Raw genomic sequence first — 12547 nt, 5'->3', positions numbered from 1 at the left:
TGTTCCGGGACACGGGCTCCCTGGTGGGCAAGGTGGGACCGACCAAGGGTGTGATCAGTTGTGGCCATTTCACTGTCTGTGGTGTTGCTCTTGGCAATCATCCTGGTGGTGCTGATCCGCGGGGGGAACCTCAAGGGCGGACCGGCCGTGATCGCCGTGCTCTTCGGCTTCTTCCTCGCCTCCACCGGCATGGCCGACGACATCCAGCGCTTCCTGGACTCGATAACGCAGACGGTCGGCTCCATCAAGTTCTGAGCCGATCGGCGGGCCTGGCCGCCTCGACCCGCCTCGGCCGACGACTTGTCGCCGGTCCTGGCGGTCTTGGCGAGCCTCCGGAAACGCCTCAGGGCCGGCTCCAAGAAATTTCTCGGAGCCGGCCCTGAGACCGTGGAGCGGGTGACGGGAATCGAACCCGCGTAGCTAGTTTGGAAGACTAGTGCTCTACCATTGAGCTACACCCGCACAGCTTCGCGCCGCAGGTCAGGAGGACCGCGGCACAGGGAGCATGGTACCGGGTCGGAGGACCTTTCCGCACACCCGTAAAACAGGGGGCGCCGCAGTGTCCCCGTCCATGTACCCTACGTGTCGCACCGACGGGGTGTGGCGCAGCTTGGTAGCGCGTCCGCTTTGGGAGCGGAAGGCCGTGGGTTCAAATCCCGCCACCCCGACCATGACGATCACGCGCTCACCTGCAGCGTTCATGATCACGTTGTGGCCGTCTCCCCGCTTGCGGTTACTATGCAAGCTGCGTGCCCGTGTGTCTTTCTGACCGGGCCGAGCCGCCGGAACCGCGATTCACGCGGCGACGGCGGAATCCAGGAATCAGCCACAAGGAGACCTAACCGTGAAGAGCGCCGTGGAGACCCTGAACCCGACCCGGGTTCGGCTCACTGTCGAGGTGCCCTTCGAGGAGCTCAAGGACAGCCTCGACGCGGCGTACAAGAAGATCAACCAGCAGGTCACGGTCAAGGGCTTCCGTAAGGGCAAGATCCCGGCTCGCGTGATCGACCAGCGGTTCGGCCGCGGCGCCGTGCTGGAGGAGGCCGTCAACGACGCGCTCCCGAAGTTCTACACCGAGGCCGTCAACGAGGCCGAGGTCAACCCGCTGGGTCAGCCCGAGGTCGACATCACCGAGCTGAAGGACGGCGAGCTGCTGGCCTTCACCGCCGAGGTCGACATCCGCCCGACGATCGAGATCCCGGACTACTCCGGCATCGAGGTCACCGTCGACCCGATCGAGGTCACGGACGAGGACGTCGAGAAGTCGGTGGAGCAGCTCCGTGAGCGCTTCGCCTCGACCTCCACGGTCGAGCGGGCCGCCCAGGACGGCGACGTCGTCACGATCGACCTCGAGGCCAAGGTCGACGGCGAGGTCCTCCCCGACGGTGTCGCCGACGGTGTCTCGTACACCATCGGTTCCGGCGAGCTGCTCGACGGCATCGACGAGGCCGTCAAGGGCCTGGAGGCCGGTGGCGAGGCCACCTTCACCTCGCAGCTGAAGGGCGGCTCCGCCGAGGGCAAGGACGCGGAGGTCACCGTCAAGGTCACCACCGTCGCCGCCCGTGAGCTCCCCGAGCTGGACGACGAGTTCGCCCAGCTCGCCTCGGAGTTCGACACCCTCGACGAGCTCAAGGCCGACAGCCGCAAGCGCCTCGAGAACATGAAGCAGTTCGACCAGGCCACCCAGGCCCAGGAGCGCGTCCTCGACGAGCTCCTCAAGCTGGTCGAGGTCCCGATGCCCGAGAAGCTTCTCGAGGACGAGATCAACACCCGCAAGCACAACCTGGAGCACCACCAGCTCGGCCAGATGGGCATCGACCTCGCCAAGTACCTGGAGCTCCAGGGCAAGACCGAGGAAGAGTTCCTGGCCGAGACCAAGGAGCAGGCCGAGAAGGGCATCAAGACGCAGTTCATCCTCGATGAGCTCGTCAACAAGGAGAAGCTCGACGTCTCCCGCGAGGAGCTCACCGAGCACCTGTTCCGCCGTGCCGCCTCCTCCGGCATGAGCCCCGACCAGTTCGCCCAGGCCGTGGCCCAGGGCGGCCAGGTGCCGATGCTCGTCGGCGAGGTCGCCCGCGGCAAGGCCCTCGCGGTCGTCGTCGAGGCCGCCAAGGTCGTCGACACCAACGGCGAGGTCGTCGACCTCTCCGACGACGAGGACGAGGTCGAGGCCGCCGCCGAGGCCGTCGAGGCCGTCACCGGCGAGGCCGAGGTCTCCGAGGACAAGTAAGCGGCTCCGCGCCCCGCGCGGAACCCTGCTCACGGGCCCGTACGCACTGCTGTGCGTCCGGGCCCGTGGGCGTACCCCGACCGTTAGGGGGCGTCCTGCCGATCAGGCCGGGCTCGCGGTGTCCGGCGCCGCGTCTCGCCGCGTTGTCGTCGGTCACCAACACTCCGTGTTGACTCCCTCCTCCGCCTTGCGATGCACGGCGCCGGACACCGCTCCCTGATCCGGCCCGATCGACAGGACGCCCCCTTACGCGCCCCCGCCCACCTTGCGCTCCCAGCGAACAGTTCGGGAACCGGGATGGCGTTGTCCTACCTGCGCGTTAGGGTCCATGAATACGAGGGCACTGCCCTCAGAACGAGACGCTGAGACGGCCCCGGCCGTCGGAGACGAGCAGGTGGATACGTGACGAATCTGAAGCCTTACGCCGCGGGTGAGCCGTCCATCGGTGGCGGCCTCGGCGACCATGTCTACAACCGGCTGCTCGGCGAGCGCATCGTCTTCCTCGGCCAGCAGGTCGACGACGACATCGCCAACAAGATCACCGCTCAGATGCTCCTCCTGGCCGCCGAGCCGGAGAAGGACATCTACCTGTACATCAACAGCCCCGGCGGCTCGGTGACGGCCGGCATGGCGGTCTACGACACCATGCAGTTCATTCCGAACGACGTCGTCACCATCGGTATGGGCATGGCGGCCTCGATGGGCCAGTTCCTGCTCACCGCCGGTGCCCCCGGCAAGCGCTTCGCGCTGCCGAACACCGACATCCTGATGCACCAGGGCTCCGCCGGCATCGGCGGCACGGCCTCCGACATCAAGATCCAGGCCGAGTACCTTCTTCGCACGAAGAAGCGCATGGCCGAGATCACCGCGCACCACTCCGGCCAGACCGTCGAGACGATCATTCGCGACGGTGACCGCGACCGCTGGTTCACCGCGGACGAGGCCAAGGAGTACGGCCTCATCGACTCCATCATCACGCACGCCGCGGGTGTTCCCGGCGGCGGCGGCACGGGCGCCTGAGCCCCGGCAGTCCGCTCAAGAGCCCCAGCCCACCGAACGCCACCAGGACGGTGAACACCCAGATGCACAACAACCTCTCCGCGAGCGGCCTCTACACCGGCGCGCCGATGGACAACCGCTACGTCGTTCCGCGCTTCGTCGAGCGCACCTCGCAGGGCGTCCGCGAGTACGACCCGTACGCGAAGCTCTTCGAGGAGCGCGTGATCTTCCTCGGTGTGCAGATCGACGACGCCTCCGCCAACGACGTCATGGCGCAGCTGCTGTGCCTGGAGTCGATGGACCCGGACCGCGACATCTCGATCTACATCAACAGCCCCGGCGGCTCCTTCACCGCGCTGACGGCGATCTACGACACGATGCAGTTCGTGAAGCCGGACATCCAGACGGTCTGCATGGGCCAGGCGGCCTCCGCCGCGGCCGTGCTGCTCGCCGCCGGTACGCCCGGCAAGCGGATGGCCCTGCCGAACGCGCGAGTGCTGATCCACCAGCCCTCCGGCGGCACCGGCCGTGAGCAGCTCTCCGACCTGGAGATCGCGGCCCGTGAGATCCTGCGGATGCGCAGCCAGCTGGAGGAGATGCTGGCCAAGCACTCCTCGACGCCGATCGAGAAGATCCGCGAGGACATCGAGCGTGACAAGATCCTGACCGCCGAGGACGCCCTCGCGTACGGCCTGGTCGACCAGATCGTCTCGACCCGTAAGAGCACGGCCTCCGCCGAGCGCTGACGCCCGACCTTCCCTCGGCACGGGGCACATGACGCATTCACGTTCATGTGAACCGTGCCAAGGGGGGCCCGAACGGGGGGCCCGGCAAGGTACCGTCGAATATGAGGCACCAGGAGTCGCTGAACCAAGCACTCCCAGGCGAAGGGGAAGCACCTCGTGGCACGCATCGGTGATGGCGGCGACCTGCTCAAGTGCTCGTTCTGCGGAAAGAGCCAGAAGCAGGTGAAGAAGCTCATCGCGGGACCCGGTGTGTACATCTGCGACGAGTGCATCGACCTCTGCAACGAGATCATCGAAGAGGAACTCGCGGAGACGAGCGAGGTGCGGTGGGAGGAACTCCCCAAGCCCCGCGAGATCTACGAGTTCCTCGAGGGGTACGTCGTCGGGCAGGAGCCCGCGAAGAAGGCCCTCTCGGTCGCGGTGTACAACCACTACAAGCGCGTCCAGGCCGGCGAGAACGGCGGCGCGCAGGGCCGGGACGACGCCATCGAGCTGGCGAAGTCCAACATTCTGCTCCTCGGCCCCACGGGGTCAGGGAAGACGCTGCTCGCGCAGACCCTGGCCCGGATGCTCAACGTCCCCTTCGCCATCGCCGACGCGACGGCGCTGACGGAGGCCGGCTATGTCGGCGAGGACGTCGAGAACATCCTGCTCAAGCTGATCCAGGCGGCCGACTACGACGTCAAGAAGGCCGAGACCGGGATCATCTACATCGACGAGATCGACAAGGTCGCCCGTAAGAGCGAAAACCCGTCGATCACGCGTGACGTGAGCGGTGAGGGCGTCCAGCAGGCCCTCCTCAAGATCCTTGAGGGCACCACCGCCTCCGTACCGCCGCAGGGCGGCCGGAAGCACCCGCACCAGGAGTTCATCCAGATCGACACGACGAACGTGCTCTTCATCGTGGGCGGCGCCTTCGCCGGCCTGGAGAAGATCATCGAGTCGCGTGCGGGCGCCAAGGGCATCGGCTTCGGGGCGACCATCCGCTCCAAGCGCGAGATCGAGGCGAGCGACCAGTTCCAGGAGGTCATGCCGGAGGACCTGGTGAAGTTCGGGATGATCCCGGAGTTCATCGGCCGTCTCCCGGTCCTCACCTCGGTCCACAACCTGGACCGCGAGGCGCTCCTCCAGATCCTCGTCGAGCCGCGGAACGCACTGGTGAAGCAGTACCAGCGCCTCTTCGAACTCGACGGCGTGGAGCTGGACTTCGACCGCCCCGCCCTGGAGGCCATCGCCGACCAGGCGATCCTGCGCGGCACCGGCGCGCGAGGCCTGCGCGCCATCATGGAGGAGGTCCTCCAGTCGGTGATGTACGAGGTCCCGTCCCGCAAGGACGTGGCCCGGGTCGTCATCACGGCGGACGTCGTCCGGAACAACGTCAACCCGACGCTGGTCCCCCGGATCGTGAAGAACGACGGCAGGCACGAGAAGTCGGCCTGACGACGAGCGGCAACGAGTGAGGGGGTCCCGCCTTCGAGGCGGGACCCCCTCACTCATGTCCGGTGCTCATGTCCGTTCGGACGCTCAGAGCTTGACGCGGACTTCCTTGCGCAGCTTGGCGGCGATGGAGGCGGCGTCCTCCATGGAGCCCGCCTTGCCCGCGATCATGGCGGCCATGTCGATCGGGGTCACGAAGCCGACCGTGCTGTGGTCCGCCCACACGCAGACCGTCATGGCGAACGCCGGGGTGGCCTCGGCGGCGTTGGCCTCGGACTTGGCCTGCTGGCACTTGAGGACCGCGCCGTCGAGCTCCGCCGGCGTGAACTCCTGCGGGCTGCCGACCAGTTCCGGCTCGCCCTCCTTGTTCGCGGCCTTGTCCTTGTCGGCCTCCGCCTTGATGCTCGCGAAGACGTTGTCGACGGTCTTCTCGGGGTCGTCGATCTCGCCGTACAGGCCGCTGAAGGAGATCATCTTGCCGCCGAGCGGGTTGGCCGGGTCCTTCAGCTCGTAGGTGGCGCCGACGTTCTTGGCGTTCTTGACGCCCATCTTCTCGGCCTCCTTGAGGGAGTCCTTGTCGCCGCCGTCGCCGGGCTTCTTCTTGTACTCGGTGAGCACCGTCTCCGGGGTGGTCAGCTTGTGCGGGCCGTCGTCCGCGACCGAGGAGCCACCGCCGCCGAGCAGGAAGTACGCGCCCACACCGAGGGCCGCGACGACCGCGACCGCGCCGATGATCAGGCCCGTCTTCGACTTCTTCGGGGCCGGCGGGGGCGGCGGGAAGCCGCCGGGGCCCTGGGGGGCGCCGTACTGGGGCTGCTGGCCGTAGGGGCCGGGCTGCTGGGCCTGCGGGTAGCCGTACGGCGGCTGCTGCGGCGGGACGCCCTGCGGGGCCTGCTGGGGGTATCCGTAACCCGGCTGGGGAGCCTGCGGCTGGCCGTACGGGCCCGGCTGCTGCGGCTGCTGGCCGTACGGGCCCGGCTGGCCGTAGGGACCGGGCTGCTGGGGCGGCTGGCCGCCGTACGGGCCCGGCTGGTTGTAGCTCATCGACAGGTTCCCCTCACAGGATGTTTATGCCTACCGAACATCCTGGCGGAACCGCAGACGCGGAAGTGCGGCGGGGGCCACACCGTTACCGAACCAAAGCGTTTCGGGACAGGGCGGCAACACCCCTAAACTGGCCCCGTGACCGAGAACACTCAGCAGCAGACAGCGCCCACCACCGAACTGCCGACCCAGTACGCGCCGGCCGAGGTAGAGGGGCCGCTGTACGAGCGCTGGGTAGACCGGGGGTACTTCGAGGCCGACGCGAAGAGCGAGAAGCCCGCGTACACCATCGTCATCCCGCCGCCGAACGTCACCGGCTCGCTCCACCTGGGCCACGCCTTCGAGCACACGCTGATCGACGCCCTCACCCGCCGCAAGCGCATGCAGGGCTTCGAGACGCTGTGGCAGCCCGGCATGGACCACGCCGGCATCGCCACCCAGAACGTCGTCGAGCGCGAGCTCGCCAAGGAGGGCAAGTCCCGCCACGACCTGGGGCGCGAGGCCTTCGTCGAGCGCGTCTGGGAGTGGAAGGCCGAGTCCGGCGGTCAGATCGCCGGCCAGATGCGGCGCCTCGGTGAGGGCCTGGCGTGGAGCCGGGACCGCTTCACCATGGACGAGGGGCTGTCCCGCGCCGTCCAGACCGTCTTCAAGAAGATGTTCGACGACGGGCTGATCTACCGCGCCGAGCGCATCATCAACTGGTGCCCCCGCTGTCTGACGGCCATCTCCGACATCGAGGTCGACTACCAGGACGACGACGGCGAGCTCGTCTCCATGACGTACGGCGAGGGTGAGGACACCATCGTCGTCGCCACGACCCGCGCGGAGACGATGCTCGGTGACACGGCCGTCGCCGTCCACCCCGACGACGAGCGCTACGCCCACCTGATCGGCAAGCGGATCAAGCTGCCGCTCACCGACCGGACCATCCCGGTCGTCGCCGACACCCACGTCGACCCCGAGTTCGGCACCGGCGCCGTCAAGGTGACCCCGGCGCACGACCCGAACGACTTCGCCATCGGCCAGCGCCACGGCCTCGAGTCCATCGAGGTCCTCGACGAGCGCGGTGTGATCACCGTCCACGGCCCCTTCCAGGGTCTGGACCGCTTCGAGGCGCGCTCCGCGATCGTCGCCGCCCTGCGCGCCGACGGCCGGATCGTCGCCGAGAAGCGCCCCTACGTCCACTCGGTCGGGCACTGCTCGCGCTGCAAGACGACGCTGGAACCCCGCCTGTCCCTGCAGTGGTGGGTCAAGGTCGAGACGCTGGCCAAGGCCGCCGGCGACGCGGTCCGCGACGGCAAGGTCGACATCCACCCGGCCGACATGTCGCAGCGGTACTTCGACTGGGTCGACAACCTCAACGACTGGTGCATCTCGCGCCAGCTGTGGTGGGGCCACCGGATCCCGGTCTGGCACGGTCCCGACGGCGAGCTCGTCTGCGTCGGCCCCGACGATGAGCCGCCCACGGGCGAGGGCTGGACGCAGGACACCGACGTCCTCGACACGTGGTTCTCGTCCGGCCTGTGGCCGTTCTCCACGCTCGGCTGGCCCGAACAGACCCCGGACCTGGAGAAGTTCTACCCGAACTCCGTCCTGGTCACCGGCTACGACCTGATGTTCTTCTGGGTCGCCCGGATGATGATGTTCGGTCTGTACGCGATGGACGGCCAGCCGCCGTTCCGCACGATCGCGTTCCACGGCATGGTCCGTGACGAGTTCGGCAAGAAGATGTCGAAGTCGTTCGGGAACACGGTCAACCCGCTGGACTGGATGGACAAGTACGGCTCCGACGCCCTGCGCTTCACCCTGGCCAAGGGCGCCAACCCGGGTGTCGACGTCCCGATCGGTGAGGACTGGGTCCAGGCGTCCCGGAACTTCGCCAACAAGATCTGGAACGCGACCCGCTTCGCCCTGATGAACGGCGCCACGGTCGAGGGCGAACTCCCGCCCGTCGAGAAGCTTTCGGCGACCGACCGCTGGATCCTCTCGCGACTGAACAAGGTCGTCGCCGAGGCGGACGCCTACTACGACGACTTCCAGTTCGCCAAGCTCGCCGACGCCCTCTACCACTTCGCGTGGGACGAGGTCTTCGACTGGTACGTCGAGCTGTCGAAGACGACCTTCTTCGACGGTGGTGAGCAGGCCAAGGTCTCGGCCCGCGTCCTGGGCGAGGTCCTCGACGTCACCCTGCGCCTGCTGCACCCGATCGTCCCGTTCGTCACCGACACCCTGTGGACCACCCTCACCGGCGGCGAGTCCCTCGTCGTCGCCGACTGGCCCAAGGCTGTGCTCGTTCCTGGGGCTGACGCCCCGGGCGGCTTCCGCGACGAGGCCGCGGAGCAGGAGATCGAGCTCGTCCAGCAGGTCGTCACCGAGGTCCGCCGGTTCCGTTCCGACCAGGGCCTCCAGCCCGGCCAGAAGGTCCCGGCCCGCCTGGACGTGACCGGCACCGCGCTGGCCCCGCACGAGGCGGCCATCCGTCAGCTGCTGCGCCTCCAGCCGGAGGGCGAGGGCTTCTCCGCCACCGCCTCCCTGCCGGTCGCCGGCGCCACCGTCGCGCTCGACCTGTCGGGCACGATCGACGTGGCCGCGGAGCGCAAGCGCCTCGCGAAGGACCTCGCGGCCGCGGAGAAGGAGAAGGCCCAGGCGAACGGGAAGCTCGGCAACGAGGCCTTCCTCGCCAAGGCCCCGGACAACGTGGTCGACAAGATCCGTACCCGCCTCGCCAAGGCGGACGAGGACATCGCCCGTATCCAGACGCAGCTGGCGAACCTGCCGCAGGCGTAACTCGTCACGGAGGGGCCCGGAACCGGTACACGGTTCCGGGCCCCTTTCGCGTACCCGCCGGCCCAGCCGGTCGCCCTTGCCGCAATATGGGCGAAGTGCCCGATCTCACAACAGACGGGACTTCAGGTCCACGGCTCCGGGACGAAAGACCTTGGATGATGGAGGGCATGCCCCGCCTCCCCACCGTCCCCGCGCTGCGCCGTCGCGTGGACCGATGGGCCGGCTCGCCCCGCGCCCTCGACGTCGTCGCCGCGCTCAGCGCCTTCGGCCTGATGGTCCTGGACGTGCCGGGGCTCGCCCGCGCCGACAACTCCCTCACCGGGGTCACCGCGACCCTGGTCCTCGCGGCCGGGGCGGCCACGCTGGTGCTCAGGCGCCGGCTGCCGTGGATCCCGTACCTCGTGGCGCTCGGCCTGATGGGCTGGCTCCACGAGCTGACGATGATCCAGTTCGCGCTGTACTCGATCGGCCGGTTCCGGGGACGGCGTGCCGCCGTCGCCGCCACTCTGCTCTACATCGGCGTCGCGTACACCCTTTTCCAGACGCCCGGCTGGCCCGCCCCGCACGGCGACACCCTGAGTGAGTTCCTGAGCCTCGTCATCCCGATCGGGGTCCTCGCGGCGGGCGTCGGCATCGCCGCGTACCGGCAGGACCTCGTCCGCGCCCTGGAGGCCCAGCGCCGCGAGGCCGTCGCCCGGCAGGCCGTCCAGGAGGAGCGGATCTCCGTCGGCCGGGACGTCCACGACCTGGTCGGCCGGGAGCTCACCGTCCTCGCGGTACGGGCCGAGGTCCTCGCGGTACGGGCCCGCGGCGACGCGCACCAGAAGGACTTCGAGGAGCTCGCGGACACCGCCCGCCGCGCCCACCTCATGCTCAACGAGACGATCGTGCGCCGCGCCGACCGGGACGCCGCCACCCCCGGTCTCGAAGGGCTCGCCGCGCTCGCCGAGGAGAGCGAGCGGATGGGCAGCCCCGTCGACCTGACCGTCGCGGAGGACGCGGGGGCGCTGTCGCCGCTGCGGCAGGCGGCCGTCCACCGGGTCGTGCGGGAGTGCCTGACGAACGCCGCCAAGCACGCGCCCTGCCTGCCGGTGACGGTCGCGATCACCGTGGAGGGGCCCGATCTGCGGATCGAGGTGCGCAACCAGCTGCCGAAGACCCCGCCGGACCCGGCCCCCGTCTCGACCGGCACCGGCCTGTTCTCCATGGAGGAGCGGGTCACCAGCATGGGTGGCACGATGAAGGCCCGCAGGGAGGCCGACTCCTACGTGGTGACGGCGCTGCTCCCGACGGGCCTCAACCGCTGACGCACTCGGGCCGACGGACCGCTACCGCGGACGGGGGACCGAAAGTCCCGAAAGGGGTGGGTCCATGGTCCTGTCGGTACCCCTCCGTAGACTGGGACCGTGAGCGAGCCGAGCGACCCGAGTGACCAGTTCGACGACATCGTCGACAACGAGACAAGCCGTGACCCCGACCTGGCGGTGATCGAGGCCGGCAGCCGTACCCTGCGCGCGCAGGCGGGCCCGGTCCAGGGCGACCCCGTGCCGGGCCGTCCCGAGGACCCGGAGCTCGACAAGGCGCTGCGCGAGGTCGAGACCGAGCTGTCCACCCGCTGGGGCGAGACCAAGCTGGAGCCCTCGGTCACCCGGATCGCGGCCCTCATGGACGTGCTGGGCGAGCCGCAGCGCGCGTACCCCTCGATCCACATCACCGGCACCAACGGCAAGACGTCCACGGCCCGCATGATCGAGGCGCTGCTCGGCGCCTTCGACCTGCGCACCGGGCGGTACACCTCGCCGCACGTGCAGACGATCACCGAGCGGATCAGCCTGGACGGCGCCCCGATCTCCGCCGAGCGGTTCGTCGAGACCTACCAGGACGTCAAGCCGTACGTGGAGCTGGTCGACGCCCGCGAGGAGTACCGGCTCTCCTTCTTCGAGGTCCTCACCGGAATGGCGTACGCGGCCTTCGCCGACGCGCCGGTCGACGTGGCCGTCGTCGAGGTCGGCATGGGCGGCACCTGGGACGCGACGAACGTCATCGACGCCTCCGTCGCCGTCGTCACCCCGATCGACCTCGACCACACCGACCGGCTCGGCGGGACCACCGCCGAGATCGCCGGCGAGAAGTCCGGGATCATCAAGCAGGACGCGACCGTCATCCTGGCCCAGCAGCCGGTGGACGCGGCCCAGGTCCTGCTGAAGAAGGCCGTCGAGGCGGACGCCACCGTCGCCCGCGAGGGCATGGAGTTCGGCATCGTCTCCCGCGAGGTCGCGGTCGGCGGGCAGCTCCTCACCCTGCGCGGTCTCGGCGGCGAGTACGACGGCGTCTTCCTGCCGCTGCACGGCGCCTACCAGGCGCACAACGCGGCCGTGGCGCTCGCCGCGGTCGAGGCCTTCTTCGGGATCGGCGCGGACCACGCGCGGACCCTGGACACGGACACGGTCCGCCGGGCCTTCGCCCAGGTGGCCTCGCCCGGCCGACTGGAGATCGTCCGCTCCTCCCCGACGGTGATCCTGGACGCCGCGCACAACCCGCACGGCGCGCGCGCCACGGCGGAGGGCGTCAGCGAGTCCTTCGGCTTCTCGCGGCTCGTCGGCGTGGTCTCCACGAGCGCGGACAAGGACGCCCGGGGGCTTCTGGAGGCCTTCGAGCCGATCTTCGCGGAGGTCGTGATCACGACGAACTCCAACCCGCGGGCCACCGACGTCGACGCGCTCGCCGCGATCGCGGTCGAGGTCTTCGGCGAGGACCGGGTCGTCGTCGAACCCCGGCTCCCCGACGCGCTCGAAGCGGCCATCACCCTCGCGGAGGAAGAGGCCGAGTACGGCGGCGCGGGAGTCCTCGTGACCGGTTCGATCTTCACGGTCGGCGACGCCCGGCTGCTGCTGCGAAGGAGCTGAACCCGATGCGCATGCTCTGTTCCTCGACGCTCATCGGCGAGTTCTTCGTGATCGGCTTCGCCGGTCTCGTCGCCATGAAGGACGACAGCCTGTCGATGGCGACCGTCTGGACGGTCTGCGGCGTCGCGATGGTCCTCTCGGTGCTGCTGTGCGGGATGGTCACCCGTCCCGGCGGCGTGCAGCTCGGCTGGGCCCTCCAGATCGGGCTGATCGCCAGCGGTTTCTTCGTGCCGGTCATGTTCGTCCTCGGGGCGGCCTTCGCCGTCCTGTGGTGGGCCTCGGTGCACTACGGCCGGAAGGTCGATGACATCAAGGCCCGTTGGGCCGAATCGCAGGCCACGCAACCCGCACAGGCCACGGCAGGGCCTGACGCTGCGTAATCGAGGGCCGTGCGGGCC

10 protein-coding genes and 2 tRNA genes are annotated in these 12547 nt (G+C 69.1%); 10 read left to right on the top strand and 2 right to left on the bottom strand.

The features are described from left to right. Positions 1–60: 60 nt before the first annotated feature. Complete coding sequence (locus tag OG361_RS13845; RefSeq protein WP_024755527.1) at positions 61–255, top strand: hypothetical protein; 195 nt, start codon at positions 61–63, stop codon at positions 253–255. A 133-nt stretch (positions 256–388) separates the two neighbouring features. On the opposite strand, the gene OG361_RS13840 is transcribed toward OG361_RS13845, so the two are convergent. After that, positions 389–462, bottom strand: a tRNA-Gly gene (locus OG361_RS13840). A 132-nt stretch (positions 463–594) separates the two neighbouring features. Here OG361_RS13840 and OG361_RS13835 point away from each other — a divergent pair. From OG361_RS13835 to clpX, 5 genes are all read left to right on the top strand, one after another. Beyond that, positions 595–671 (top strand) — tRNA-Pro (locus OG361_RS13835). Positions 672–844: 173 nt separating this feature from the next. Beyond that, positions 845–2230 carry a trigger factor gene (gene tig / locus OG361_RS13830; RefSeq protein WP_384558562.1) on the top strand — a complete coding sequence of 462 codons (1386 nt, stop codon included), beginning with the start codon at positions 845–847 and terminating at the stop codon, positions 2228–2230. A 402-nt stretch (positions 2231–2632) separates the two neighbouring features. Beyond that, positions 2633–3250, top strand: a complete 618-nt coding sequence (locus tag OG361_RS13825; RefSeq protein ID WP_384558565.1) for an ATP-dependent Clp protease proteolytic subunit — start codon at positions 2633–2635, stop codon at positions 3248–3250. A gap of 62 nt (positions 3251–3312) precedes the next feature. Further along, positions 3313–3975, top strand: coding sequence for an ATP-dependent Clp protease proteolytic subunit (locus OG361_RS13820; protein ID WP_317601865.1), 663 nt, complete (start codon positions 3313–3315; stop codon positions 3973–3975). Positions 3976–4131: 156 nt separating this feature from the next. Next, on the top strand, positions 4132–5415 hold the full coding sequence (gene clpX / locus OG361_RS13815; RefSeq protein WP_015033605.1) for an ATP-dependent Clp protease ATP-binding subunit ClpX: 1284 nt from the start codon (positions 4132–4134) through the stop codon (positions 5413–5415). 84 nt (positions 5416–5499) lie between these two features. Here the strand turns inward: clpX and OG361_RS13810 are convergent, their stop codons facing one another. Then, positions 5500–6456 carry a hypothetical protein gene (locus OG361_RS13810; protein ID WP_405853590.1) on the bottom strand — a complete coding sequence of 319 codons (957 nt, stop codon included), beginning with the start codon at positions 6454–6456 and terminating at the stop codon, positions 5500–5502. 138 nt (positions 6457–6594) lie between these two features. On the opposite strand from OG361_RS13810, the gene OG361_RS13805 reads away from it, so the two are divergent. The 4 genes from OG361_RS13805 (at position 6595) to OG361_RS13790 (ending at position 12529) form a co-directional block, all read left to right on the top strand. Next, positions 6595–9243, top strand: coding sequence for a valine--tRNA ligase (locus OG361_RS13805; RefSeq protein WP_405853589.1), 2649 nt, complete (start codon positions 6595–6597; stop codon positions 9241–9243). Positions 9244–9410: 167 nt separating this feature from the next. Further along, positions 9411–10550 carry a sensor histidine kinase gene (locus tag OG361_RS13800; RefSeq protein ID WP_405853588.1) on the top strand — a complete coding sequence of 380 codons (1140 nt, stop codon included), beginning with the start codon at positions 9411–9413 and terminating at the stop codon, positions 10548–10550. A 99-nt stretch (positions 10551–10649) separates the two neighbouring features. Then, the gene (locus OG361_RS13795) at positions 10650–12149 is read left to right on the top strand and encodes a bifunctional folylpolyglutamate synthase/dihydrofolate synthase (RefSeq protein WP_405853587.1); all 1500 of its coding nucleotides are present in this window, start codon (positions 10650–10652) and stop codon (positions 12147–12149) included. A 5-nt stretch (positions 12150–12154) separates the two neighbouring features. Next, positions 12155–12529 (top strand): DUF4233 domain-containing protein, encoded by a 375-nt coding sequence (locus OG361_RS13790; protein ID WP_384558579.1) that lies wholly within the window; start codon positions 12155–12157, stop codon positions 12527–12529. Positions 12530–12547: the final 18 nt, after the last annotated feature.

This window comes from Streptomyces sp. NBC_00090 (assembly GCF_045160815.1).
GTDB lineage: Bacteria > Actinomycetota > Actinomycetes > Streptomycetales > Streptomycetaceae > Streptomyces.
The sequence above is the reverse complement of the archived record's forward strand: the minus strand, read 5'-3'. Positions and strand labels throughout refer to the sequence as shown.